The 24,284-nt window shown below is 55.6% G+C and carries 24 protein-coding genes; 15 read left to right on the forward strand and 9 right to left on the reverse strand.

The genetic code is table 11. The annotated features are described in order from the left end of the window. Position 1: 1 nt before the first annotated feature. Entirely contained in the window at positions 2-871 is an 870-nt protein-coding gene (locus ABDK75_RS02570) for an ABC transporter ATP-binding protein (protein ID WP_346004889.1), read from the reverse strand. A gap of 104 nt (positions 872-975) precedes the next feature. Next, positions 976-1,641, reverse strand: coding sequence for an alpha/beta hydrolase (locus ABDK75_RS02575; protein ID WP_064274695.1), 666 nt, complete (start codon positions 1,639-1,641; stop codon positions 976-978). A gap of 137 nt (positions 1,642-1,778) precedes the next feature. On the opposite strand from ABDK75_RS02575, the gene ABDK75_RS02580 reads away from it, so the two are divergent. Continuing rightward, positions 1,779-2,870 (forward strand): aminotransferase class V-fold PLP-dependent enzyme, encoded by a 1,092-nt coding sequence (locus ABDK75_RS02580; RefSeq protein WP_346004890.1) that lies wholly within the window; start codon positions 1,779-1,781, stop codon positions 2,868-2,870. On the opposite strand, the gene ABDK75_RS02585 is transcribed toward ABDK75_RS02580, so the two are convergent. After that, complete coding sequence (locus ABDK75_RS02585; protein WP_346004891.1) at positions 2,867-3,031, reverse strand: hypothetical protein; 165 nt, start codon at positions 3,029-3,031, stop codon at positions 2,867-2,869. The two genes, ABDK75_RS02580 and ABDK75_RS02585, sit on opposite strands and share 4 nt — an antisense overlap. Positions 3,032-3,124: 93 nt before the next feature. Between ABDK75_RS02585 and ABDK75_RS02590 the strand changes: the two genes are divergently transcribed. Genes ABDK75_RS02590 through ABDK75_RS02605 form a run of 4 tightly spaced genes read left to right on the forward strand, consistent with a single transcriptional unit; the run spans position 3,125 to position 6,352 of the window. Then, positions 3,125-4,273 (forward strand): cysteine desulfurase family protein, encoded by a 1,149-nt coding sequence (locus tag ABDK75_RS02590; protein WP_346004892.1) that lies wholly within the window; start codon positions 3,125-3,127, stop codon positions 4,271-4,273. Between the two features lie 17 nt (positions 4,274-4,290). Next, entirely contained in the window at positions 4,291-4,605 is a 315-nt protein-coding gene (locus ABDK75_RS02595; protein WP_046900759.1) for a ferredoxin family 2Fe-2S iron-sulfur cluster binding protein, read from the forward strand. A gap of 5 nt (positions 4,606-4,610) precedes the next feature. Further along, positions 4,611-5,693 carry a tRNA 2-thiouridine(34) synthase MnmA gene (gene mnmA / locus ABDK75_RS02600; RefSeq protein ID WP_086633404.1) on the forward strand — a complete coding sequence of 361 codons (1,083 nt, stop codon included), beginning with the start codon at positions 4,611-4,613 and terminating at the stop codon, positions 5,691-5,693. 2 nt (positions 5,694-5,695) lie between these two features. Then, a complete protein-coding gene (locus ABDK75_RS02605) occupies positions 5,696-6,352 on the forward strand; it encodes a glutathione S-transferase family protein (RefSeq protein WP_346004893.1) in 657 nt (218 codons plus the stop codon). 14 nt (positions 6,353-6,366) lie between these two features. Here ABDK75_RS02605 and ABDK75_RS02610 read toward each other — a convergent pair whose 3' ends face one another. Beyond that, the gene (locus tag ABDK75_RS02610; protein ID WP_346004894.1) at positions 6,367-6,582 is read right to left on the reverse strand and encodes a hypothetical protein; all 216 of its coding nucleotides are present in this window, start codon (positions 6,580-6,582) and stop codon (positions 6,367-6,369) included. Between the two features lie 154 nt (positions 6,583-6,736). Here ABDK75_RS02610 and ABDK75_RS02615 point away from each other — a divergent pair, with 154 nt between their 5' ends. The 3 genes from ABDK75_RS02615 (at position 6,737) to ABDK75_RS02625 (ending at position 9,748) form a co-directional block, all read left to right on the forward strand. Further along, positions 6,737-7,822 (forward strand): DNA topoisomerase IB, encoded by a 1,086-nt coding sequence (locus ABDK75_RS02615; protein WP_346004895.1) that lies wholly within the window; start codon positions 6,737-6,739, stop codon positions 7,820-7,822. Between the two features lie 149 nt (positions 7,823-7,971). Then, positions 7,972-9,225, forward strand: a complete 1,254-nt coding sequence (locus tag ABDK75_RS02620; protein ID WP_346004896.1) for a sodium:proton antiporter — start codon at positions 7,972-7,974, stop codon at positions 9,223-9,225. A 58-nt stretch (positions 9,226-9,283) separates the two neighbouring features. Next, on the forward strand, positions 9,284-9,748 hold the full coding sequence (locus tag ABDK75_RS02625) for a hypothetical protein (RefSeq protein WP_346004897.1): 465 nt from the start codon (positions 9,284-9,286) through the stop codon (positions 9,746-9,748). A 17-nt stretch (positions 9,749-9,765) separates the two neighbouring features. On the opposite strand, the gene ABDK75_RS02630 is transcribed toward ABDK75_RS02625, so the two are convergent. Together ABDK75_RS02630 and ABDK75_RS02635 are read right to left on the reverse strand one after the other, a co-directional pair. Further along, positions 9,766-10,710: an SMP-30/gluconolactonase/LRE family protein gene (locus ABDK75_RS02630; protein WP_346004898.1), complete on the reverse strand. Its 945-nt coding sequence runs from the start codon at positions 10,708-10,710 to the stop codon at positions 9,766-9,768. 138 nt (positions 10,711-10,848) lie between these two features. Then, positions 10,849-11,781, reverse strand: coding sequence for a hydrogen peroxide-inducible genes activator (locus ABDK75_RS02635; protein ID WP_086633398.1), 933 nt, complete (start codon positions 11,779-11,781; stop codon positions 10,849-10,851). A gap of 145 nt (positions 11,782-11,926) precedes the next feature. Here ABDK75_RS02635 and ABDK75_RS02640 point away from each other — a divergent pair, with 145 nt between their 5' ends. The 6 genes from ABDK75_RS02640 to ABDK75_RS02665 all read left to right on the forward strand — a co-directional run bounded on the left by ABDK75_RS02640 (position 11,927) and on the right by ABDK75_RS02665 (position 17,434). Next, positions 11,927-12,658: an SDR family oxidoreductase gene (locus ABDK75_RS02640; protein WP_064274703.1), complete on the forward strand. Its 732-nt coding sequence runs from the start codon at positions 11,927-11,929 to the stop codon at positions 12,656-12,658. Positions 12,659-12,776: 118 nt separating this feature from the next. Beyond that, complete coding sequence (add, locus tag ABDK75_RS02645; RefSeq protein ID WP_346004899.1) at positions 12,777-13,901, forward strand: adenosine deaminase; 1,125 nt, start codon at positions 12,777-12,779, stop codon at positions 13,899-13,901. A 167-nt stretch (positions 13,902-14,068) separates the two neighbouring features. Continuing rightward, the gene (gene ahpC, locus ABDK75_RS02650; protein WP_046900770.1) at positions 14,069-14,632 is read left to right on the forward strand and encodes an alkyl hydroperoxide reductase subunit C; all 564 of its coding nucleotides are present in this window, start codon (positions 14,069-14,071) and stop codon (positions 14,630-14,632) included. Between the two features lie 98 nt (positions 14,633-14,730). Beyond that, on the forward strand, positions 14,731-16,293 hold the full coding sequence (ahpF, locus tag ABDK75_RS02655) for an alkyl hydroperoxide reductase subunit F (protein ID WP_346004900.1): 1,563 nt from the start codon (positions 14,731-14,733) through the stop codon (positions 16,291-16,293). A 35-nt stretch (positions 16,294-16,328) separates the two neighbouring features. After that, complete coding sequence (locus ABDK75_RS02660; protein ID WP_346004901.1) at positions 16,329-16,991, forward strand: LysE family translocator; 663 nt, start codon at positions 16,329-16,331, stop codon at positions 16,989-16,991. Positions 16,992-17,101: 110 nt separating this feature from the next. Continuing rightward, on the forward strand, positions 17,102-17,434 hold the full coding sequence (locus tag ABDK75_RS02665; RefSeq protein ID WP_064274707.1) for a YegP family protein: 333 nt from the start codon (positions 17,102-17,104) through the stop codon (positions 17,432-17,434). A 64-nt stretch (positions 17,435-17,498) separates the two neighbouring features. Here the strand turns inward: ABDK75_RS02665 and ABDK75_RS02670 are convergent, their stop codons facing one another. Then, positions 17,499-18,569, reverse strand: a complete 1,071-nt coding sequence (locus tag ABDK75_RS02670) for a LuxR family transcriptional regulator (protein ID WP_346004902.1) — start codon at positions 18,567-18,569, stop codon at positions 17,499-17,501. Positions 18,570-18,730: 161 nt separating this feature from the next. Between ABDK75_RS02670 and ABDK75_RS02675 the strand changes: the two genes are divergently transcribed. After that, positions 18,731-20,416 (forward strand): Hint domain-containing protein, encoded by a 1,686-nt coding sequence (locus ABDK75_RS02675; RefSeq protein WP_346004903.1) that lies wholly within the window; start codon positions 18,731-18,733, stop codon positions 20,414-20,416. A 58-nt stretch (positions 20,417-20,474) separates the two neighbouring features. On the opposite strand, the gene acnA is transcribed toward ABDK75_RS02675, so the two are convergent. Further along, complete coding sequence (acnA, locus tag ABDK75_RS02680; RefSeq protein WP_346004904.1) at positions 20,475-23,165, reverse strand: aconitate hydratase AcnA; 2,691 nt, start codon at positions 23,163-23,165, stop codon at positions 20,475-20,477. Between the two features lie 33 nt (positions 23,166-23,198). Next, positions 23,199-24,221: an isocitrate/isopropylmalate family dehydrogenase gene (locus ABDK75_RS02685; RefSeq protein ID WP_346004905.1), complete on the reverse strand. Its 1,023-nt coding sequence runs from the start codon at positions 24,219-24,221 to the stop codon at positions 23,199-23,201. Positions 24,222-24,284 lie beyond the last annotated feature (63 nt).

A 24,284-nucleotide genomic window follows, 5' to 3' on the forward strand; every position in this document is an offset into this window, starting at 1 on the left:
GTCAATGCTCCCGCGGAGCCGTGATTTCAAGAAAGGCGTCTTCAAAGTCGGGGATGGAAACGGATGTTCCGTCAGGAAGGGCGAGGTCCTCGGTCCACCCGTGAGCAAGAATGCCGCTCTCGCGCTGCCCGAGTATCTGGCATGGCAGAGTGTGCAGTACTTCCGGAGTGCTGTGATCGAGCCACCGGGTCTGTGTTCGGAAAACTTCTGCAGACACATCCAGAACAAGATGGCCTTGCCGAACAAACAGCAGGCGTGAGCACAGACGTTCGAGATCTGACAGAATATGTGATGAAATCAGAATACTGGCGCCAACGCGCGTTGCATAACTGCCCAGCAGATTCATGAAATCCCGCCGGGCATGAGGATCGAGGCTGGCGACAGGCTCATCCAGTACGAGGAAATCGGGCTCGTGCCGCATGGCCAGAAGAATAGCCAGACGTTGTTTCTGGCCGCCCGAGAGGTTGCGAACAATCTTTTTGAAATCCAGATCGGCCCATTGCAGCAGGATGGGATCAATAGGGGGCAGATCGCCGTAAAACGCTCCGATATAATCAATCAGTCGACCAACACTGAACGCTGTAAATCCAGTCATGGTCTGGGGGACAAACCCGGTACGGGCCCGGAGGTCTCGCGGCAGCGAAAGAACACTTTGGCCAAAGATGTCCACAGACCCCTGATCGGGGATCAGAAATCCCATGAGACAGCCGATCAAGGTGGATTTTCCGGCACCATTGCGCCCGAGTAGAGCTACGGTTTCACCGGGTTCGACGGTAAAAGAAACGTGGTCGAGCGCAGTGAAGCTGCCGAAGCGTTTTGTGAGGTCCGTCACACGGACGGGTAAGGTCGGGGGGGCGGGCCGGATTGTCATGCAATAAACGTTGCACAATGTTACTGAACCGACAAACAAAAAAATAGCCTGCGATCCGGACAGGAAAGCAGGCTATTTTTATAGTCCTGGCTGAAGAACCGGGATCAGTCGGCGGCCAGTGCGAGAGCCTTGCGGCCACGCATGGTCATGACGTGATCTTCCAGTGCTTCTCCGACGCGCTCAGCCTGCTTGGCGAAAATGTGGTCGGCATCGTCGAAGATACGATAATCGACCGTCACATTCTTCTGCGTGTTGAGCTTGTCGACCAGCTTGCGAATGCCTGGCTCGGGAGCCATTTCGTCCTTGCCGCCAGCGATCATCAGACCACTACACGGACAAGGTGCAAGGAAGCCGAAGTCATAATCATTGGCTGGAGGCGCAACGCTGATCCAACCACTGATTTCCGGGCGGCGCATCAGAAGCTGCATGCCGACGAACGCCCCGAACGAGTATCCGGCGATCCATAGTTCGCTGGAGTTCGGGTTGACCATCTGCATCCAGTCAAGTGCTGCAGCTGCATCGGAGATTTCTCCGATACCGCCATCGTAACGCCCCTGGGAGCGGCCGACGCCGCGCGAGTTGTAGCGCATGACCGAGAAGCCCATCTTCTCGAAGTGGCGATACATCGTGTACGTAATACGATTATTCATGGTGCCGCCGTGAAGCGGGTGTGGGTGCAGCACCAGGGCGAGGGGAGCGTTTGGTTCGCTGGAGTGGTGGTAACGACCCTCAAGCCGGCCATCTGGGCCGGCGAACATCACTTCAGGCATGAATACTCTCGCTCTATGTCCGGCAGGATTACGGCCCTGCCTTCCGGTGGGCGTCTGTATATCGAGTTGAAAGCCAGAATTTCCACCAAAATCGACTCGGGATTGCGATTCCTGCAACTCTGCACGATCTAGAGAACATGACGAACGCATCTGCTCCGACCTATCTTGACGCCAATGCAACCGAGCCTCTGCGCCCCGCAGCGAGGGAGGCTGTGCTGTCCGGTCTGCTGCTGTCCGGCAATCCGTCTTCGGTCCACGCGGAAGGGCGCGAAGCCAGGCGATGTCTTGAAGATGCCCGTAGTCGTATCAGTGCGGGTTTCGGGCGGATTTCCGGGACCTGTGTGTTTACATCAGGTGGCACGGAGGCTGACGCAATGGCCATTCATGCGTTCGGTCAGGGGCGTCGGATCCTGATCGGCGCAACCGAGCATGATGCCATTCGTAAAGCCGCCCCGGACGCGGACATTATTCCAGTGAATGACCAGGGCATTCTGGACCTTGAAACCCTCCGTCAGCGTCTCGCGGATGGAGCACCAACACTTGTCTGTGTCATGGCCGCCAATAACGAGACAGGGGTTTTGTCGCCACTGGAGGAGGTGGCTGCACTCTGCCGCGACTCGGGCGCACATCTGCATGTGGATGCGGTTCAGAGCGCTGGGCGACTGCCTTTCAGCCTGACTGAGTGCAGCGTTGCTCTCTCGGGGCACAAGATGGGCGGACCAAAAGGCGCAGGCGCGTTGCTGCTGCCACGGGATGAACCGATTGATGCCCTGATGGTGGGCGGTGGTCAGGAGCGCGGTCGGCGAGGAGGAACGCAGTCTTTGCCAGCTATTATGGGCATGGCTGCTGCTTTTGATCAGGCGCAGGCTCAGGACTGGTCCGCTATTGAGGCACTGCGGGAGCGCGTCGAACAGGTGGCGATGGCAGCGGGAGCCCGTGTTGCCGGGCGTCAGGTCGCCCGCCTGCCGAACACAAGCTGCCTGATCCTCGACGGGGTTGCCGCCCAGGTGCAGCTCATGACGCTGGATCTGGAAGGGTTTTGTGTTTCTGCCGGTTCGGCATGCTCTTCTGGAAAGGTGGCGGCATCTCATGTTCTGACGGCGATGGGAGAGACAGCCGGGGCCTCTCAGGCCATACGAGTGTCGTTGCCGTGGAATGTGAGGGCAGGGCAGGTTGACGCGTTTTGTGATGCCTATGAGCGTATGGCGCGTCGTTTGAATAAACGTTAAGGCGCGCTCATGTGGTCATTTTCCAGTCTGAGTTTCCGGGCCTGCTCTTCCAGAAGGGTGCTCCGGGCGTTGATCCATCGGCCTAAAGGGGAAATGAGGCTGAGGAGTAGAATACCGAAGGCGATGGCAAACAGAGTGCTGCCAAGGGGGATCAGGTCCATGAGGCATTCTCTGCCTGAAACAGGGTTCGAGGCTGAAAAGCCCATCTATATCTGGAACCGTAACGATCTGTGTTGGTCAGTGGAAGGTATAGCGTGATTTATCTGGACTATTTTTCCACAACGCCCTGCGCCCCTGAGGTTGTGGAAGCCATGCTGCCCTGGTTCGCAGAGGATTTTGGGAATCCACACAGTGTCCATGGCCCGGGCCAGAAAGCGGCGCAGGCTGTCGATGCAGCCCGCCAGACTATCGCTGACCTGATCGGGGCTGAAGCCCGGGAGCTCGTTTTTACGTCTGGAGCCACGGAAGCAAACAATCTTGCCATCAAGGGAGCCGCTCGCCACCTGAAGCGCATGGGCAATGAGCGTCGTCGCGTTATTACCGTTGCCACCGAGCATAAATGCGTTCTGGAATCCGTGCGGGATCTGGAGACTGAAGGCTTTGACCCTCTTATCCTTGGAGTGGACGGGCAAGGGCGTGTTGATCCGGAGGCTCTGCGGGAGGCACTGTCGGTGCCGACACTGCTTGTCAGCATCATGACGGCAAATAATGAGACGGGCATCCTGCAGGACATTCCGCTCCTGTCACGAATCGCCCATGAGGCTGGGGCGTTGTTTCACACTGACATGGCGCAGATGGCCGGGAAGCTGCCTGTTTCACTGGATGATATCGATCTGGCGTCTTTTTCCGCGCACAAGATGTATGGCCCCAAGGGGATCGGTGCCCTGTATGTGCGGCGTCGTCCCCGTGTGCGACTACAGCCGCTCTTTTCGGGGGGAGGGCAGGAACGGGCCTTCCGTTCAGGCACGTTGCCTACCCCTCTTGTCGTGGGGTTCGGGAAAGCTGCGGAGCTGGCGAAACGAAGATTGGATACGGATATTTTGCAGATTTCCGCCCTGCGGGATGATCTGTGGCACCAGATTGAAACGGCACTTCCAGGGTGTGAACTGAATGGACGTGAAGTTTCGCGCCTGCCGGGTGCGCTGAATTTCTGTCTACCGGAAGGCGTGCGGGCGACGGACATCCTTGAACGGGTGCCGGAAGTTGCCATGTCTACGGGGTCAGCCTGCTCGGCCGCAGAAATTACCCCCTCTTATGTGCTGACGGCGATGGGACTTTCTGCAGAGAAAGCATCGCAGTGCTTGCGCCTGTCGGTCGGACGCTCTACCTCCAAGCCCGGTATTGACCGTGCGGCGGCTCTTCTGATCGAGGCTGTCCGTACCTGCCAACCTTCAAGAGACTGAAACAAGACGGACAGCCCATGCCCAAGATGACCTTTATCGAACGTGACGGTTCCCGCCGTGAAGTTGACGCGCCTGTCGGCCTGTCGGTGCTGGAAATCGCTCACAAGCATGACATTGACCTCGAAGGCGCCTGCGAAGGCTCCCTGGCCTGTGCGACGTGCCATGTCGTGGTGGACCCGGAATGGGCTGGCAAGCTGTCCGAGCCGACCGACGATGAAGAAGACATGCTGGATCTGGCCTTCGGCCTTGAGCAGACGTCCCGTCTGGGCTGCCAGATTGTCATGACCGAAGACCTGGACGGCCTGACCGTTCAGCTCCCAAAGGCGGGCTGAAGACCATGCGTATCCTCGTTGCCATGTCAGGAGGCGTGGACAGCTCCGTAGTGGCCGCGCTGCTCAAAAGGCAGGGCCACGAGGTGATCGGCGCGACCCTCCAGCTTTACGATCACGGTCAGGCGTCCAAGCCGGGGGCCTGTTGTGCCGGACGCGACATCATGGATGCCCGCGCCGTGGCGGATAAGCTGGATTTCCCGCATTACGTCATTGATGCGGAAAGCCGCTTCCGGGATAGCGTGATCGAGAACTTTGCGGACGCCTATGCGCGCGGGGAAACCCCCGTGCCGTGCGTGGCCTGCAATCAGGGCGTGAAGTTCACGGATCTTCTGGGCATGGCCCGCGATCTGGGCTGTGAAGCGATGGCGACCGGGCATTACGTCCGGCGTGTTGAAGGTCCGTCCGGTGCTGAAATGCATCGCCCCGTTGATGCAGAGCGGGACCAGACCTGGTTCCTGTTTGCGACGACGAAAGACCAGCTTGATTACCTGCGCTTCCCGCTTGGCGAGATGCCGGACAAGGCGCATGTGCGTGAACTGGCACAGGAGCTTGGACTGGAAATCGCGGCCAAGCCGGACAGTCAGGACATCTGCTTCGTCCCAAGCGGGTCTTACGTTGATATCGTCGAGAAGCTTCGTCCTGAAATTCGGGGTGAAGGCGAAATCGTGGATGAACAGGGTAAGGTCCTTGGGCATCATGAAGGCGTTGCGCGCTATACGGTTGGGCAGAGCAAGCGGCTGGGAGACATCCATACAGCCGTTGGCGAGCGCCAGATGGTGACGCGGATTGATGTACCGAAGCGCCGGATTGTTGTTGGACCTCGCGTTCAGGCGACCGAAGTTGAGACGCGCAAGGCGATCCGTCTGCGGGACATGAACTGGCTGATTGATGCTCCGCCGGAAGGTGTCTCCTGTGGTGTGCAGATCCGTGCCCGGGAGAAGCTCCGGGATGCGGTTGTGAAGCCATTGGCGAATGGTGAGGCACTCGTTGAGCTTCTGGAGCCAGCCATGCCGGCCCCGGGGCAGGCCTGTGTTCTGTATGATGGGAGCCGTGTTCTGGGCGGCGGGTTTATTCTGGCGGGAGCATAAGCATGGCAGGGACACTTCTGATCGGGTCGCGGCGGTATTCGTCCTGGTCTTTGCGTGGCTGGCTGGCTGTGAAGCTGGCGAAGCTGGATGTGGAAGAGAAGGTCATTGCTCTAAAGGGCGGTGGCAAGACCACGGAAATCCACGCACTGTCTCCCAACAAGCTGGTGCCCTATTTGCAGCATGATGGCGCGCATGTTTGGGAAAGTCTGGCCATCTGCGAATACTGCGCCGAGCATGAGCCGTCTCTTTGGCCGCAGGACCGTGTGGTGCGCGCTCATGCCCGCAGCATCAGCGCCCAGATGCACGCCGGTTTCCGCCCAATCCGGCAGAATTGCCCGATGGATGTGGAACGTGTTCCAGCGCCTTTGTCAGAAATCAGCGAAGATCTGGCCAAGGATGTTGCTCTGTTAAGCGAGACCCTGAAGGGGGCACTTCTGCGCTCCGGCACGGCCACGCGGTATCTGTTCGGGGACTTCCTGACGGTGGCTGACTGCATGTATGCGCCAGTCGCTATCCGGATTCACACGTATCAACTTAATGTTGACCCCGTTGTGAAAGCTTGGGTTCAGAGCATGCTGCACCATCCGCTCATGAAGGAATGGTACAGCCTTGCGGATGCAGAGCCTGCTGAGTGGCGACTGAGCTACGAAGACAAATAAGGGTCTGGCTTCGTTCAGTGGTGAACGAAGCCCATTCCAGTTTGTAGGGCGGTGCGAAACACATCAGACCAGATGCTGTTACCGCCGCCACGGCCTCCACCAGGGCCACTGCCCGTCTGATTGAACGACGGAGCGTCGTTGCTGTCGGCAGTTTCCGACATGTCTGACGGTGCATGCGATGCGCAGCTTGCGAGCAGGAACATACTGCATCCCAACAACAGTCGTTTCACATCTTTATTCCCTACCCGTAATGTCCTCCTTGTAAGTCACCTGTGGAAAAGCAGGTGTCATGTCAGGAAGTATCAGGAAGCGTAAGCAGATCTGACGAAACTCCGGTTCCAGCAGCACGCTGTTACAGTTGGACGGACAGGGAACCGCGAAACCGTGACAGCAAGACTTTCACCTGAGCAAAAACAGGCCCGGCGCGCGGGTCTGCATTATGTGGACAGGACGGAACCAGGAATTACCCGCAGACGAGCCGGCAAAGGCTTCGCCTATTACGATCCTTCGGGGGAGCGCATCACGGACCAGAGCGTTATCCGGCGCCTGAAACGCCTGGGGATTCCTCCCGCTTATCGCGATGTCTGGATCTGTGCTGATCCCGATGGTCATCTCCAAGCTGTTGGCACAGATGCGCGGGGGCGGTTGCAGTATCGCTATCATCCCAAATGGCGGGAAACACGGGACGTCGCCAAGTTCGGTCGAATGCTTGTCTTCAGTGAGCATCTTCCTGCCTTGAGAGCGCAGGTGGCAAAGGACCTGGCGCGAAAGAAGCTGGACCGGGACCGTGTTCTGGCCGCGATTGTCTTCATCATGGAACGGACGATGGCCCGTATCGGAAATGACCGGTACGCGCGCGAAAACCGTAGCTATGGCCTGACGACGCTGCGGCACCGGCATGTGGATGTGACCGGAAAGCACGTCACGCTTGATTTCCGGGCCAAACATGGGATTGAGCAGCATCTGGATTTGTCTGACGCTCGACTGGCACGTCTTGTGTCACGCCTCGAAGATCTGCCGGGGCAACGTCTCTTCCAGTATCTGGATGAGAACGGTGAACGCCACGATGTGCACTCACAGGACGTGAACGACTACCTTCAGACCATCACTGGTGAAGACATTACGGCCAAGGACTTTCGCACTTGGGCTGCCACGCAACTGGCTGCCGTCACGCTCTGTGCCTTCAATGGCTATGATACGAAAGCGAAAGCCAAAAAGCAGGTTGTGGAAGCGGTGAAGTCCGTGGCTGCTCGGCTTGGAAATACGCCTGCGGTCTGTCGAAAGAGTTATATTAATCCGTGCGTGGTGGATGGGCATCTGGACGGGACTTTGAGGGCTGCGTTTCAGAAACGGGCGCAGGATGTTCTGGATATGCCGGAGCATGGACTATCGGCTGAAGAAGCAGCGGTGACGGGCTTCCTGGCAAACCGTCTGCCGCATCTTCGAAATAACGGCACATCAAAGTCCTGAACCGCAGTATGTTGAAATCTTTCGCAGGAAACTCTGCCTGTTACAGAAGCTTCTGTTTCTGACGGACCGTATAAAAATGCGTCGCAACGGAATTGATGGCTGGCGACGGAAGGTCAGTGCATGATGCACTGTCAGGAGGAGAAGAACGGATGAACTCGCTGGGTCTCTTTGCCTTGCTGATGCTGGGAGCAACGTGTTTCGGGGTTTTGAACGAGCGCCTTTTCAAGCTCCCTCTGACCATCGGTATTCTCCTGATTTCCATGGTCATTTCGATGCTGATCATGCTGATCAATCCTCTGGTGCCAGGCTACGACCTTCAGCACATTCCCCGGACCCTTCTCGGGCAGGTCAATCTTCCAGAAACGCTTCTGGAAGGGGCTCTGTCCTTCCTTCTTTTTGCCGGGGCCATGCAGGTTAATCTCGGACTGCTGCTCTCCCGCGGAAAGGCTGTGGCGGCACTGGCTATCTTGGGAACGGTATTGGCCGTGGGGCTTCTGGCAGGCGCAGCATGGTTGGTCTTTCCGCTTCTGGGCATGAATGTTCCCTTCAGCTGGTGTGTCGTTCTGGGGGCTATTCTCGCGCCGACGGATCCGGTTTCCGTCGTGGGAATGTTGCGTCGGCTGGGTTTGCCAGAAGCTCTTCAGGCCACTTTTGCAGGAGAAAGCCTGTTCAACGATGGTGTAGGCATTGTGATGTACGGGACCGTCATCGGTCTTGCGACTGGAGAGGTCCATAGCGTTGCAATGACGGACTTCATCGTTCGTTTTCTTGTGGAAGCGGTCGGTGGTGGTGTGCTGGGAGGTGTGCTGGGCTGGGTCGCCCTGAAGATCATTCGGGGCGTGCAGGACATGCAGATTGATCTGCTGGCTTCGCTGGCCTTGGCAACGGGCACTTACAGCCTCGCCAGCTCTTTGCACATGTCCGGACCGATTGCCGTGGTTGTGGCAGGGATGTGGCTGGCGACTGATACAGGCAAGCGTGCAATACCAGAGCATTCCCGCCAGGAGCTCACCACGTTCTGGGGGCTGATCGACGAAATCCTGAACGCATTGCTGTTCCTGCTGATCGGATTTGAGCTTCTCGAAATTACTCCACATCTGCCCAACCTTGTGGCGACACTCATCATCATTCCACTGTCCGTGATTGTTCGCGGACTGAGTGTGTTTCTGTCCACAATGCCGGTTCACCTGAAAAAAGGTGAGCGTGGCAGAGCTCTCGGTGTTTTGACCTGGGGTGGGCTTCGGGGCGGGATTTCCGTGGCATTGGCCCTGGGGTTGCCCCCGGGAGAACTGAGGGAGACGCTGCTGCCGGTTTGCTACGGGGTGGTGGTCTTTACAATCATCGTGCAGGGACTGACGATGGAGAAGGTGGTCAATCGGCTTTACCCGAAAGCCCCCAGTTGAGTGTATGCCTGCTGAGAGATTTGGCAGACTGAAAATGGATCGGCAGGAGTGCGGTAAAATGGTGACTTTAAAGCGGGTGATGGGTCTACTAATTGTGACGGGTGCCGTCATGGGCGTGTCCGGGAATGCGTTTGCCGCCAAGGGGTTCCCGGGACAGGCAGGATGCTGGGCCGCCCTTCCGGGTGAAGACGAGCGACCGGAAGTGACGTGTCGGAGCTTCACGGAAGATTTGCTGAAAAGTCTTGAGAAAGCCACGCCTGCACAGGTGACGTCTATTCTGGGTGTTCCAGGCAAGGACCATAAGCCCACCTATTTCGAGAGCGCGAACAAAACGCCCGGAGCCTATAATGGCTACGTTGAGCTGACATACACGGCCGGACACGTCTCGGATCTGTCTGCTGTTTTGACGCAGGTTCAGCCGAACGGCATGGCAAGTGACGAGAAGGATTATCAGTGGGATGCCAGTAAGGCTGGCTGCTCCGATTTTCCGGGAAGCAAGAAAGCCTGTGATACGTCCAACTAAAGAACTGCGCTCTGGATTTAGTCTCTCAGATCCAGAGCCACCAGTTTTTCACGGCAGGTAATGAAGAGGCGCCTGTTCTCCGGGCCACCAAATGTACAGTTCGTTGGTGACCACGGAAGAGGGATGAACCCGAGCGTGCAACCCAAGGCGTCGATCACGTAAATCCCATTATCTGCGGTGGTCCACACCCATCCGCGATGGTCTACGGCCAAGCCATCAGGGACGCCGTTTTCCGTGCTGTAGAAGGGACGTTTCCCCGTCAGCTTTCCATGACGGCCGACATCAAATGCATGAATGTGGCAGCCGTGACCGCCAATTTTTCTGGATGTGTCCGTTACGTATAGGGTTTTCCTATCTGGCGAAAATGCCAGAGCATCGGGCTGATCCAGATCAGCCATGCGCGTCAGATCTCCAGTTTTTCGATCGTATCGGTACACGCTGCGATGGGGAAGTTCTGGTGCCGCGATATACCCTTCTCTTGCGGAGTGGATGCCGAAGATTGGGTCGGTGAACCAGAGGGTATGATTGGGGCCAGTGATAATGGCGTTTGGGGCATTAAGGCGGCCGCCCTGATAGTGCGTGACGAGGGGTAAGGTTTCCTGACCGTCCTGTGAAAGACTGATGCAGCGACGTCCCTGTTCGCAATGCACCAGCGTGCCATCCGGAAGTAGCGCATTGCCGTTGATGAACCACGTGGGATCAATAATGGTGTGAACATGGCCGTCTGGGTGCCATGCCATCACCCTGCGCGAGATGACATCTGACCAGATGAGCCTGTTGCGGTCCTGATCCCAGACTGGGCTGTCGCCCAGTGTTGTTCCCTCGTGGAGAAGCAGAAGCGGAATATCGAAATCCAGAACCGCAGCGAGTGTCGGATCATCAATCCGGATGTCTGGAAGAGGGCCTGATGTTTCTGGTGCACCCGGCAACCGCAGGAATGTACCAATCAGAGCGTTCTTCACGCGGCGCGTCTTATCTGAATACGCATTGCGACTTTCTCAGCCATATTTGTGGCGCAGGCCTACAGCAGTGTTTGGCTTCCCCGGACAGAGCCTTCGGAAAAGCGATATCTTACAAAAACGCCTTGATGTTCACGGGGTTCATGCCGGATACATTTTGCATCCTTCGGGGGTGGCCTGCCGTAGAAAGATGCCGAGTTCCCGGAAAGTGCTGGCACGTGGATCTGAGGCACGCCACACGAGCCCAATTGTCCGACTTGCTTCGGGTTCGGAAAGGGGGCGGACGGTAATGAGGTTCTCAAAATCCATCCGGTTACGCAGAGCAAGCCGGGGAATGAGCGAGAAGCCTTCGCCTGCACCAATCATGTGCCAGAGCATCTCTAGGCTTGTGGCCAATCTGGTTTCGCGCTGTCTGGGAATGGTTGGGCAGATGGACAGCGCCTGATCGCGAAGACAGTGACCGTCTTCCAGTAACAGAAGATCAGGTCGACCCAGCTGTTTCAGGGAGATCCTGTTCTTGCCAGCCAGTTCGTGCGTAACCGGAAAAACGCCCAGAAAAGCCTCTTCGAAAAGAGGAAGGGCTTCCAGCGCCTCCGACGGAGCAGGCAGCGCCATCAGAGCCAGATCGAGTTCGTTGTTTCGCAGAGACTGGACCAGCGTATCCGTCGTTCCTTCTGTCAGGCGCAGATTCAGGTTCGGATAGGACTGCCGCAGATGGGGAAGAGTGCCGGGAATATAATACGGGCCAAGCGTCGGGATGACGCCCAGGCGCAGAATGCCATCCAGCGGGCTGGTGCGCGTCCGTGCGACTTCCAGAAGATTCCGGGCTGCCGTTAAAACTTCACGGCCAAGCGCAATCAGGCGCTCTCCATCAGGTGTGGGGGCGACATGCCTGCGCGAGCGCTCGAACAGCGTAACGTCCAGAAGCTGCTCCAGCTTACGGACCTGCTCTGAAAGGCCCGCCTGGCTCACACCACAGCGTTCTGCCGCGCGGGAGAAATTGCGCAGGTCATCCACTGCCACGACATATTCGATGTCCCGAAGGGACAGGCCGGAAAGGGGAACGTAACTCATGAATTATAGATAATACCGAACACCAAAATATGGAAGTGCGGTTTTTCCTATATTTGCATGAAAGCGTCATCGGCCTTGGCAAGACACATCTGCTGACGAAGCGTATAAGGTTTCAAAGAATTTCCACAGCAAGGATGAAGACTCCATGACACAGCGCGCTGCTCTCGTGACCGGTGGTTCCCGTGGTATCGGGGCCGCGATCGCCCTTCGTCTGGCCACAGACGGATATGACGTTGCGATCTCTTATGCCAGCAACGAAAAAGCTGCTGCGGATATCGTCAGCAAGATTGAAGCCAAGGGCCGCAAGGCTGTTGCCATCAAGGCCAATGGCGGAACAGCGGAAGGTAACCGCGCTGTTGTCACGAAGGCCGTGGAAACATTCGGTCGGCTGGATGCGCTCGTCTGTAACGCCGGGATTTATCCTTACGGGCCGATCGATCAGATGACTGTTGAGCAGATCGATCAGGTGCTGAACCTGAATGTTCGTGCCGTTATGATCGAGACGATGGAAGCTGTAAAACATCTGGGGCAGGGTGGTCGCCTGATTTACATCGGCTCTGCTTTTGGCGCCCGCGCACCTTTCCCGGGTATTTCCCTTTACTCCGCCACCAAGGCGGCTCTGGAAGGCTTTGCCCGCGGCGTAGCGCGTGATGTGGGGCCAAAGGGGATTACCGTTAATGTGGTCGAGCCAGGTCCGATCGATACGGATCTGAACCCGGCTGACGGCGAAGGTGCGGCCCTGATCAGCAGTTTCACCGCGACGAATTCCTACGGCAAGGTTGCTGATATTGCGGATTTCGTAGGCTTCCTTGCAAGCCCTGCTGCCTCTTACATTACGGGCGCGTCCCTCCCGGTAGATGGCGGTCTGACGGCCTGATCTAAATTAACGTCGGTCTATCCTGTTTTCTCTCCTTGTTATCGGAGCGGATGCGCAACATTCTCCCTGCGAAAGTCGTGGGCAGGGAGATGCCGCGTAAACGCTAAAGGAAAACAGGATGACGTTCGGGCGCAGGTTTTTTCTGGCAAATACAATGCTGTTTTCAGCCAGTATCGCTTTGACCGGGCGTGCATCGGCTGCGGCAACTTCAGATGGAGCGGGCGATGACCTGACCCGCTTCATCTATGCAATGCCAAAAGCCGAGATGCATGTGCATATTGAAGGCACGCTTGAGCCGGAAATGAAGTTCCGTCTGGCCCAACGCAATGGTGTCTCCCTGCCGTACAGCACGGTTGAAGACATGCGGGCCAGTTATAACTTCCACGACCTTCAGAGCTTTCTGAAGATTTTCTATGAGGGCAAAACCGTTCTGCTCAAGGAGCAGGATTTCTATGACCTCACATATGCCTATCTGACCAAAGCAGCCTCCCAGAATGTGCTGTATGCGGAGATATTCTTCGATCCGCAGATGCATACGGATCGTGGCATCCCATTCGCTACGGTTATGAATGGTCTCACGCGGGCGCAGGCTGATGGCCGCCGCAATCTGAAGATCGACTCCCAGCTTGTTCTTTGCTTCGAGCGGGAACTGACGGCTGAGTCTGCCATGAAGACGCTGGAGGCAGCGCTTCCGTATCGTCAGCATATTGTCGGCATTGGGTTGGACTCTGACGAGAAGAACAATCCCCCTGACAAATTCCGGGAGGTGTTTGCCCGCGCCCGTAAAGCCGGTTTCCACCTGACGATGCATTGTGACCTGAACCAGCTCGATACGCATGAACACATCCGGCAGGTGCTGGAAGACATTCAGGCAGACCGCATTGATCATGGCGGCAATATTCTGGAGCGTCCGGATCTGGTGGCTGTGGCAAAGCGCCGAGGCACAGCGTTTACTGTTTGCCCGGTTGCCTGTGGCTGGCTGCGGGAAAATGGTGAAAACATCAACATCATTCGCGGAATGCTCGATCAGGGGCTGAAAGTTACGGTCGCGTCTGATGATCCCGCTTACATGAAGAGCAATTATGTGGCGGAGAGCCTTGTCGTGGCGCAGGGCGATGGCGCGTTGAGCAAAGGCGATCTTCTGACGCTGGCGCGAAACAGTTTTGAGGCTGCCTGGATCAGCCCGGCGCAGCGCAAAATCTATCTGGGCAAGCTGGAAGCCTTTCGTCGTCAGTGGGCTTGAAGGACTGGTCAGTGGGGCTGATATGAAATAGGTAGTGGTGATGAGGGTTTGATCTCTGTTCGGTTTGACCGATCAATCATATTGACAGGAACTGTTTCCTGACCTTCTCATTTTGTGGGACATAGGTTCCGCAACCTAACACGAGCGACAAAGCAGGAGACCTTCTGATGGTTCGCATTAACTCCACACTGGCCCCGTTCTCGACCGATGCATTCCGCAACGGCGAATTCCTGACGGTCACGGATGCAGACGTCCGTGGCAAGTGGTCCGTCTTCTTCTTCTATCCGGCAGACTTCACGTTCGTCTGCCCGACGGAACTCGAAGATCTGGCTGACAATCAGGCAGCTTTCGACAAGCTGGGCGTTGAAATCTATTCCGTTTCCACGGACAAGCATTTCACGCACAAGGCCTGGCACGACACGTCCCCGGCTATTGGCAAGATCAAGTACACCATGCTGGGCGACCCGACGGGTGTAATCTCCCGCAACTTCGGTGTTCTGATCGAAGAAGCTGGCCTGGCTGATCGCGGCACGTTCCTGCTCGATCCGGAAGGCAAGGTTCAGTACATCGAAATCACGGCTGGTGGCGTTGGCCGCTCCGCGACGGAACTGCTGGAGAAGATCCAGGCCGCTCAGTATGTCGCCACGCATCCGGGTGAAGTCTGCCCGGCCAAGTGGAAGGAAGGCGGCGAAACGCTGAAGCCTTCTCTCGACCTCGTCGGCAAGATCTGATTTTTCCGGGTGAGGCGGGATCGCCTCACCATTCCCTGCCCTTTCATCGGGGCAGGGCTCTTCAAGATTTCACCAATTTTAAATTGCTGGAGAAAACGATGCTTCAGGACGACCTGAAAACCCAGATGCGCGCCTATATGGAATATCTGCGCAGTGACGTCGTGCTGGAAGCTACCCTTGGCACCGACGAGCGCTCCGCCGAAGTGCGTGGATTGCTGGAAGACCTTGCCAGCCTGTCCAACAAGGTGACGTTCTCCGACGCCGGAACTGCTTCCCGCCGCCCATCTTTCCTGATTCGCCGGGCCGGTTCGGTTGAAGCCGTGACATTCGCCGGCCTCCCGATGGGGCATGAGTTTACCTCGCTGGTCTTGGCGCTGCTTCAGGTGAGCGGCCATCCGCCCAAGATCGACGGTGATCTTGTTGAGCAGATCAAAGCGCTGGACGGGGATTTCCATTTCGAGACTTATTTCTCCCAGTCCTGCCAGAACTGCCCGGATGTGGTGCAGGCGCTGAACGCCATGAGCGTCCTGAACCCGAAAATCCATCACGTCGCGATTGATGGGGCGGATTTTCAGGAAGAAGTCGAACGCCTTGGCATTCGGTCTGTGCCGCAGGTCTATCTGAATGGGCAGCCATTTGCCTCTGGTCGCATGGAAGTCGCGGATATTCTGGCAAAGCTGGATGCGTCTTCTGTTGAGCGTGCGGCTGCCAAACTGAACGACGTTGCACCATTTGATGTTTTGGTACTGGGCGCGGGCCCGGCGGGTGCATCCGCAGCGATTTATGCTGCACGTAAAGGTTTGCGGACGGGCCTCGTTGCGGACCGCTTCGGTGGTCAGGTGATGGATACGGCTGGCATCGAGAACTTCATTTCCGTCAAGGAAACAGAAGGCCCACAGCTATCTGCTGCGCTTGAAGCCCATGTGCGCCAGTACGACGTACAGATCATCGCGTCCCAGAAAGCAGCAAAACTTGTTCCGGCGGCTCAGATCGGTGGCTTGCATGAGATCGCTCTGGAAAGTGGGGCGAGCCTGCATTCCAAGACGGTCATTCTGGCAACCGGTGCACGGTGGCGCCAGCTAGGCGTTCCGGGTGAAGAGGAGTATCGCACCAAGGGCGTGGCCTATTGCCCGCATTGCGATGGCCCGTTCTACAAGGGACGCCCTGTTGTTGTGACGGGCGGTGGCAATAGCGGTGTTGAAGCTGCAATTGATCTCGCGAATATCGTCTCACACGTTACGCTTTTGCAGCGCGGTGCGCATCTGAAGGCAGATAAGGTGTTGCAGGACAAGTTGCTGAGCCTGCCTAATGTCACGGTTCTGATGAGTGCGCTCACCACGAAGATCGAAGGTGATGGCAAGGAAGTCACGGGCCTGACTTACAGCGATGCCGATGGTGGCCTGCACCACATCAAGACGGACGGTGTATTCGTTCAGATCGGTCTGCTGCCAAATACGGACTGGTTGAAGGGGACCCTGGATCTGAGCCCATATGGTGAGATCGTAATCAACGACCATTGCGCAACCTCGGTGCCTGGCATCTACGCGGCGGGTGACGCGACAACAGTGCCTTACAAGCAGATTGTCATTGCCATGGGTGAGGGCGCAAAGGCCTCCCTGTCTGCCTTTGATTACCTGATCCGCTTGCCTGTGCAGGCATAATTGGTGAGGCCTTGGGGAGAACGGAAAGGATGTATATGGTTCAGGCCATGCATCCTTATCTGCTCCCCCTCCTTGCGTTCGCACTGACTGCCGCCGTTTTCACCATTACGCCGGGCCTGGATACCGCCATGACCCTCCGGACGGCCACGACGTCTGGCTGGAAAGCCGGGCTGGCAGCCGTTATGGGAATCTGTCTTGGGCTTGGCGTCTGGGGCTTGGGAGCTGCTTTTGGCCTGACTGCACTTTTGGCAGCATCAGAGACGGCATTCACAGCCGTCAAATGGGCGGGGGCGCTTTATCTGGGATGGATAGGCATCAAGCTGCTTTTACATCCCCGATCATCCCTGTCGAAAGAAGAGGCTGAAGCAGCCGTTGAGCAGCCGACGAACCGTCCAGAGGCAGGACTGGCCTTTCGGCGCGGTTTGCTGAGCAATCTGCTGAATCCCAAGGTTGGCGTCCTTTACATGACGTTTATGCCGCAGTTCATTCCGCCCCATGTCAACGTGCGCGAATTTTCGCTTCTGCTAACCGCCATCCAGGCGTTGCTGTCTTTTGCATGGCTTGGGCTGCTGGTCGCCTTGACCATTCCCCTTGGACGCTTTCTGTCCAGCCCGACTGTCGTACGGCGTATGGACCGCCTGACCGGCAGCGTTTTCTTGCTGTTCAGCCTTAAGCTGGCACTTGCCCGTCGGGCTTGAGAGCAGACTCGATTTTTCAGCACTTTTTGTGGCAGGCTCACAGCAGCAGGTCTTCTTGAATCTGGTATGGGGGGTCTGCTGATGAATGCTGTTCTGAAAGGAGCTCGATCATGAGTGCAAAATTTGAACTCTATACCGACACTGCTGGCGAATATCGTTTTCGCCTGAAAGCAGCTAACGGAGAGAATATTCTTGCCAGTGAAGGGTACAAGCAGAAAGCCAGTGCGGTGAATGGTATTGCTTCCGTTCAGAAGCATGCCCCTGACGACGCCCATTATGAGCGCAAGATTTCAGCGTCTGGAAAGCCATTCTTCAATCTGAAGGCTTCAAACGGGCAGGTGATTGGCAGCAGTCAGGCGTACAGCAGCGAGAGTGCGCGGAATGCCGGGATTGAATCCGTTAAGAAAAATGCGCCGTCAGCTGTGACGGTAGATGCTGTATAAGAAGATCTGTTAATCTGCCTCTGCATCATTTTGGTACTATTGATGCAGGGGTATGTAATAAAATCTAAGCTATAAAGCTTATATTCTTAACAAAAGCCGTAAGTTGGCTCTGGCTATTGACGCCTAACCTGACAAAAATGTCTTTGACCATCTGTCGGGCAGTTCCTTCGGTGATATTCATTTTCAAAGAAGAGTCCTTAATGGAATTCCCATTCGCGATCAGGCAGGCAATTTTTGATTGAGACGCTGTAAGGAAAAGGTTGCTCAGGATAGATTCTGTTTCAGAATTGACTCTGTGAATAGAAAAAATAACCATTCTGGTTTGTTCCATTTTGGATGAAACGTTTATTACTTTTGCAAAGAAAATCTTATCTGTTTCGGTTTTTATTTTTATGGGATTGTGAATGTCGCCGGATCCAGAGAGGATGCGAGAAAATTTACTGTTACCATCAGAACTTTTCACTTGGATTGTGTTGTTTTTTATAAAAATTCCATCGGATTCCATCCGGATTAGGTTGTTGTTCGCATATACAATTTTATTTTCTGAATTAATAAGAGCAATTCCAAACGGCATTTCTTTAAAGGAATTCTCAAATATTTCATGAAAATTCTTGCTCTTGTTAAAGGAGATTCCGGTTCCAACTGCTTGAATAACGTGCGGAATTATTCGTGTCAGGTTTTGCTTGATGATTGCGCTTGATTGTATTGTTAATCCGTCTGGAGACTGTACAGACAGTAGAAACCTATTCCCATTTTCAGTTTTGAACATGGCATGATGTATTCTTCGAACACCAAATTCCCTTAAAAATTCCATGTAAAACGGTATTTTGTCGATTTGTTTGTCAGATAAGAAGCTGTCATCAACATACAGGAAGTCATTCTCTATTTTTTTTCTTGTATAGACAGATAGAGGTGATTTGTTTCGCCAGTGATTGTAATATAATTCTTCTGTTTTCGGATCCTGATTGGAGCCAAACCGCCAATCAGACATATCTTCGTCTAATGGAATTAAAGATGCGCCGCCAAAACTGCTATCTGTGCAGTATTTTGCGATATTTACTAAGGCTTCCTTCCATTCAGAACGGTCTTCAATAGTTTTGTAGATATTTTTTGTAATAAAAATATGATTTTCCATTTAATGGATTCTTTCTTTTGAAGCCGGAATCATCAGACAAAAATATTCAAAAAAAAGCAAACATCCACTACCATATGGGAGTGGTGGCCAAAATTCTCATGCTTCAAAAAAACAGGCGCGGTGAGTTGCAGATCTCATCTGGCTAGAGGCAGGAGAAAACAATGGTAGCGTCAGTAATTTTTACCCCAACAGGGGGTAGCCAGTCTGTCGTCAGTGCGCAGAACGGCGTAGTAACTATAGAAAATTCTGGAAAAATATCTGGGGCGGCATTTTATACTGGACTTCCTGTTCCAGATGCAAGTCAAGCAACAACAGGAAGTGTTATTGTAGATAATAATTCTGTTGTAACTGCTTCAAATTGGACAATTGGAACTGCATCCGAAAGTGCAGCAGTCACAGTGAGTGGAGGGGGATCTCTATCTCTCGATAACTCAGTTTCGATCACTGGCGGATCGAAAATAATTATTGGTAATGGCGGCACTGTAGTTCTTGGTGGTTATGCAACCACAACAACAGGACTTATCCAGTTCGACGAAGGCGGCGGTGGAACGCTTGAAATTGCAGCAGGAACAACGCCAAGTATTATTAGTTACATTACAAATATTAAAGAAAATGATACAATCATTCTCAGCGGCCTGACGGCAGACGGTTATACGTATGAGAACGGCGTTTATACACTGACCAATCAAGGCGTACCCATTTCCGGAACATCTTCATTCCAGCTCCCGGCAGCCAATGAAGGAACGACCTTCACGGTTTCGACGATCAACGGCAAAACTTATCTGAGAACACTGGTTGTCGTGTGCTTTTTGCGGGGATCAATGGTCCGCACTGCACAGGGAGAGGTCGCTGTTGAAGATATCTGCATTGGCGATGAAGTTACCGTTTATGACTGGCAGGCTCAGGCCGAAGTAAATCGTCCGGTCGTGTGGGTTGGAACCAAAAAGGCCTTTGTCTGCCCAGGGCTGCCTAATGACAAAGCTGGTTATCCGGTCCGTGTTCTCAAGAATGCCATCTCAGATGGTGTTCCCTATGAAGACCTGTTGATCACTGCTGAGCATTGTCTGTTCTTCGACGGTAAATTCGTACCTGTGCGGATGCTCGTAAACGGTCGCTCAATTTTTTACGACAAGAGCATCACGTCTTACGACTATTACCATGTAGAGACGGAGCAGCACTCCGTTATCACCGCGAATGGTGTTCTTACAGAGAGCTATTTGGACACAGGAAATCGTCGCTCGTTTGCTCAAAGCGGCAATGTCGTCGCCTTGGGTGGTCGTGCTAAAACATGGGCTGAAGACGGTAATGCGCCGCTGGATGTCAGGCGTGAGTTTGTGGAGCCGCTATTCCACCAGTTTGATGCGCGTGCCAGCACGGTCTGCTCAGAGACGGTTTCCGAAGATGCGCCTCTTACGGAAGATGCCGATCTTCACTTGGTGACGGACACCGGCACGGTTATTCGCAAGACCCGCGAAGCCAATGACCGTGTCATGTTCATGATCCCCGCCAACGTCAAAAGCGTGCGGATTGTCTCCAGAACGAGCCGCCCGAGTGACGTTATCGGCCCGTTTGTAGATGACCGACGCAACCTCGGCGTTCTGATTGGTGATATCACTCTGTTTGAAGAGAGCCGTACTCACCGGATTACAGCTCATCTGAAGACTGAGGCGCTGGAAGGCTGGAGTAATCCGGAGAAGGGTAACATGCGCTGGACAGCTGGTCGTGGCCTTCTGCCGCTTGGCAGCCGCCCTTCCAACAGCATTGCCATTCTTGCTCTGCAGATCAAGGCTGGCGGACCATACAAGCTGGCCCCTCAGAACGACGCAGGCCTGTCTCTTACAGCCTGAGACACGGTATTTTCCTGCTTTGGCTCTGTCCCCTTGTCGGGGGCAGAGCCTTTTTTGTTCAGGCAGCAGCCATACCGCGCAGGACGTAAGGCAGGATGCCGCCATGGCGATAGTAATCTGCCTCGTCCACCGTATCGATGCGACACAGAAGAGGAACATTTTCCTGTGTGCCATCGCGACGGGTGATGGTCATAACCAACGTTTTGCGAGGAGTCAGATCACTGATGCCCGCAATATTGATGGTCTCGGTCCCATCCAGATTCAGTGTCTTGCGCGTCGTTCCAGGTTCGAACGTCAGTGGCAGAACGCCCATCCCCACAAGGTTTGAACGGTGAATGCGCTCAAAGCTCTCGGCGATGACGGCTTTGACACCCAGGAGACGCGTGCCTTTCGCGGCCCAGTCGCGGGATGAGCCCATGCCGTATTCCTTGCCGCCGAACACGACAAGCGGTGTTCCTTCGTCAGCGTAGCGCGTGGCCGCATCATAGATGGACATGAGTGTCCCGTCCGGCTGATGACGTGTCATGCCACCTTCGGTACCCGGCGCCATTTCATTGCGGATACGGATATTGGCGAAGGTGCCGCGGACCATCACACGGTCATTGCCGCGGCGTGACCCATAGGAGTTAAAGTCTTTAACCGCGACCTGATGTTCCTGAAGGTATTCGCCTGCAGGGGAGGACGTCGCGATCGAACCGGCAGGCGAGATGTGATCGGTGGTGATGTTGTCACCAAGCAGCGCCAGAACGCGTGCGCCTGAAATGTCACTCGTTGTCTGTGGGTCAGCTGTCAGGCCAGAAAAATATGGCGGATCCTGCACATACGTGGAGCCAGGCTGCCATTTGAATGTGGCTGAATCACTGGCTGTTCCAAGCGCCTGCCATTCCGGCGTGCCTTCCGTGATACGACCATACCGCTCAACGAAGGCATCCCGGGTAACCGCGGACCCAACCAGTTCTGCAACATCATGGTTGGAGGGCCAGAGATCCTTGAGATAGACGGCCTTGCCGTCTGGCGAGTGACCCAGAACGGCTGTCGTAATGTCCTGACGCATCGTCCCGAGCAGCGCGTAAGCAACCACAAGTGGCGGGCTTGCGAGGTAGTTTGCGCGAACGTTGGGTGAAATACGGCCTTCAAAGTTCCGATTGCCGGACAGGACAGATGTCGCCACTAGGTTATGTCCCTCAATGGCATCAACTATCGGCTGGGCCAACGGGCCTGAGTTTCCGATGCAGGTCGTGCAGCCATACCCAACGGTTTCGAAGCCCAACGCATCCAGATCTGCTGTTAGGCCTGCACGGTCCAGATAATCGGTCACAACCTGCGACCCCGGCGCGAGAGAGGTCTTGACCCATGGCTTGGGCTTGAGGCCGAACGCACGTGCCTTACGGGCAACCAGTCCTGCGGCAATCAGAACGGCCGGATTGGACGTATTGGTGCAGGACGTGATGGCTGCAATGACGACTGAACCATGCTCCAGCGCGTAATCCGTTCCAGCGACCGGAGCGGTGACGATGGTGTTTTCCGGTTTGACGCCGAGTGTCTCCGTCAGGGCCTGTTCAAAAGCTTCAGAGGCAGAGCGCAGTTCTACACGGTCTTGTGGGCGCTTTGGTCCTGCGAGGGATGGCGTAACGGTGCTGAGATCCAGTGAGAGCGTAGAGGAAAAGACCGGTTCTGGCGTGGACGCATCACGGAACATGCCCTGCGCCCGCAGATAGGCTTCAACAAGCGCAATACGGTGTTCGTCACGGCCGGTCTGGCGCAGGTAATCCAGTGCCAGCGCATCGACCGGGAAGAAGCCGCAGGTTGCGCCGTATTCCGGAGCCATATTGGCGATGGTGGCGCGGTCTGCGACAGGCAGATGGTCCAGTGCGGGGCCATAGAACTCGACAAATTTGCCGACAACGCCCTTGGCGCGCAGCATCTGCGTGATGGTCAGGACGAGGTCTGTAGCTGTGGTGCCTTCGGGAAGTTTGCCGTCCAAACGAAAACCGACGACATCCGGAATGAGCATGGAAATTGGCTGGCCGAGCATCGCGGCTTCGGCTTCAATACCACCAACGCCCCAGCCCAGAACGCCCAGCCCATTGACCATGGTGGTGTGGGAATCCGTGCCATACAACGTGTCCGGATAGGCATAGGTCACGCCGTCGATCGTGTTGGTCCAGACGACCTGGGACAGGTACTCCAGATTGACCTGATGGCAAATGCCCGCACCCGGTGGCACAACGCGGAACTGGTCGAATGCCTGCTGGCCCCAGCGGAGGAACGCATAACGTTCGCCATTCCGCTCGAATTCCAGAGAAACGTTCTGCTGAAGGGCGTCTGCACGGCCTGCCACGTCGACCATGACGGAATGGTCGATCACAAGATCAACCGGCACAAGCGGATTGACCTTCCGCGGGTCTCCGTTGAGCGCCAGAATGCCATCGCGCATGGCGGCCAGATCGACGACAGCCGGAACGCCTGTGAAATCCTGCATCAGAATACGGGATGGCTTGAACGGCACTTCCTGCGTCGAGCCAGCGTACTGCAGCCAGTCTGCAATGGCCTGGGCATCTTCAGTTTTGTAGCTCGTGCCGTCCGTGAAACGCAGGACGTTTTCGAGCAGAACCTTGAGGCTGACGGGAAGGCGGGAAATGTCCCCGATCTTCTCCGCGGCCACGGGAAGAGAGAAATAGCGATAGGTCTGTCCGTCAACGGACAGGTCGCGCTGGCTGCCCAGAAGATCGCGTCCAACCTGTTTCATGATGTGTGTTCCCTGCTGGTCGTGTCGTCTGGTTTAGTGAATGGCGCGCAGGAGGGCCTGCGTGACGTCTTCTGTTGTAGCTGTGCCGCCAAGATCGCGGGTGCGAATATTGTCTGTCGTCAGGATCTGCTTCATGCCGACATCAAGGCGGGCGGACAGGTCCTGACGTCCCACATGGGCCAGCATCATGCTGGCTGCCATCATCAGTGCGAGCGGATTAGCAATGCCCTGACCTGCAATGTCAGGTGCTGAGCCATGAACGGCTTCAAAAACAGCCATTTTCTCGCCAATATTCGCGCCTGGTGCCATGCCTAGGCCGCCGACAAGCCCCGCAGCCAGATCAGACAGGATATCGCCAAAAAGATTGGTCGTGACGAGAACGTCGTAATTTTCCGGCTTGATGACAAGTTCCATCGCGCAGGCATCGACAATGCGTTCTTCAAGTTCCACGCGGCCTTCATATTCTGCGGCTACGCGGCGGCCTTCATGCAGAAAGATGCCGCTCAGGATCTTGAGGATATTGGCCTTGTGAACCAGCGTAACTTTCTTGCGGCCGTTCTTCACAGCGTATTCGAACGCAAACCTTACGATCCGGTTACATTCCGCTCGCGTGTTGAACCCGGCACCGTATGCCACAGCTTCCGGATCGTCCCCAACGCGCATGTAGTGTTCCATGGCGGCGTAAAGGCCCTCAACGTTTTCCCGGATCACGACCAGATCGACGTTCTCATAACGACCGCCTGGCACGATGGTCTGCGTCGGACGCACATTCGCATACAGATCAAACTGCTGACGAAGTGTCACATTGATAGAGCGGAAGCCTTTTCCAACAGGCGTTGTCAACGGGCCTTTCAGCACCAGGCCCGTACGGGCAATGCTTTCCAGCGTCGCATCAGGCAGGGCGCTTCCCTGGCTCTCCAGAGCGCCCATGCCTGCGCTCTGATGATCCCAGACAAAAGGCGCTCCCAGAGCATCAAGCACTGTCGTGACAGACGCCATGATTTCTGGTCCGATACCATCACCGGCGAGAAGGGTAGCGGGGATCTTGTCGGTCATGGGGGCGTCCTGTCTGTCCGTATGTGAGAAGGCGTGCGGACTTTAGAGAGGAAAACTGTTAGA

The organism is Gluconobacter sp. OJA (genome assembly GCF_039638325.1).
Lineage (GTDB): Bacteria > Pseudomonadota > Alphaproteobacteria > Acetobacterales > Acetobacteraceae > Gluconobacter > Gluconobacter cerinus.

What these genes read in the sequence shown, in the direction of transcription:
- mnmA (WP_086633404.1), top strand. Translation starts at nt 4,611, where the DNA reads ATGCGTATCCTCGTTGCCATGTCAGGAGGCGTGGACAGCTCCGTAGTG.
- ABDK75_RS02620 (WP_346004896.1), top strand. Translation starts at nt 7,972, where the DNA reads ATGAACTCGCTGGGTCTCTTTGCCTTGCTGATGCTGGGAGCAACGTGT.
- ABDK75_RS02605 (WP_346004893.1), top strand. Translation starts at nt 5,696, where the DNA reads ATGGCAGGGACACTTCTGATCGGGTCGCGGCGGTATTCGTCCTGGTCT.
- acnA (WP_346004904.1), bottom strand. Translation starts at nt 23,165, where the DNA reads ATGAAACAGGTTGGACGCGATCTTCTGGGCAGCCAGCGCGACCTGTCC.
- ABDK75_RS02640 (WP_064274703.1), top strand. Translation starts at nt 11,927, where the DNA reads ATGACACAGCGCGCTGCTCTCGTGACCGGTGGTTCCCGTGGTATCGGG.
- ABDK75_RS02570 (WP_346004889.1), bottom strand. Translation starts at nt 871, where the DNA reads ATGACAATCCGGCCCGCCCCCCCGACCTTACCCGTCCGTGTGACGGAC.
- add (WP_346004899.1), top strand. Translation starts at nt 12,777, where the DNA reads ATGACGTTCGGGCGCAGGTTTTTTCTGGCAAATACAATGCTGTTTTCA.
- ABDK75_RS02575 (WP_064274695.1), bottom strand. Translation starts at nt 1,641, where the DNA reads ATGCCTGAAGTGATGTTCGCCGGCCCAGATGGCCGGCTTGAGGGTCGT.
- ABDK75_RS02660 (WP_346004901.1), top strand. Translation starts at nt 16,329, where the DNA reads ATGGTTCAGGCCATGCATCCTTATCTGCTCCCCCTCCTTGCGTTCGCA.
- ABDK75_RS02685 (WP_346004905.1), bottom strand. Translation starts at nt 24,221, where the DNA reads ATGACCGACAAGATCCCCGCTACCCTTCTCGCCGGTGATGGTATCGGA.
- ABDK75_RS02670 (WP_346004902.1), bottom strand. Translation starts at nt 18,569, where the DNA reads ATGGAAAATCATATTTTTATTACAAAAAATATCTACAAAACTATTGAA.
- ABDK75_RS02595 (WP_046900759.1), top strand. Translation starts at nt 4,291, where the DNA reads ATGCCCAAGATGACCTTTATCGAACGTGACGGTTCCCGCCGTGAAGTT.
- ABDK75_RS02625 (WP_346004897.1), top strand. Translation starts at nt 9,284, where the DNA reads ATGGTGACTTTAAAGCGGGTGATGGGTCTACTAATTGTGACGGGTGCC.
- ahpC (WP_046900770.1), top strand. Translation starts at nt 14,069, where the DNA reads ATGGTTCGCATTAACTCCACACTGGCCCCGTTCTCGACCGATGCATTC.
- ABDK75_RS02580 (WP_346004890.1), top strand. Translation starts at nt 1,779, where the DNA reads ATGACGAACGCATCTGCTCCGACCTATCTTGACGCCAATGCAACCGAG.
- ABDK75_RS02585 (WP_346004891.1), bottom strand. Translation starts at nt 3,031, where the DNA reads ATGGACCTGATCCCCCTTGGCAGCACTCTGTTTGCCATCGCCTTCGGT.
- ahpF (WP_346004900.1), top strand. Translation starts at nt 14,731, where the DNA reads ATGCTTCAGGACGACCTGAAAACCCAGATGCGCGCCTATATGGAATAT.
- ABDK75_RS02675 (WP_346004903.1), top strand. Translation starts at nt 18,731, where the DNA reads ATGGTAGCGTCAGTAATTTTTACCCCAACAGGGGGTAGCCAGTCTGTC.
- ABDK75_RS02635 (WP_086633398.1), bottom strand. Translation starts at nt 11,781, where the DNA reads ATGAGTTACGTTCCCCTTTCCGGCCTGTCCCTTCGGGACATCGAATAT.
- ABDK75_RS02665 (WP_064274707.1), top strand. Translation starts at nt 17,102, where the DNA reads ATGAGTGCAAAATTTGAACTCTATACCGACACTGCTGGCGAATATCGT.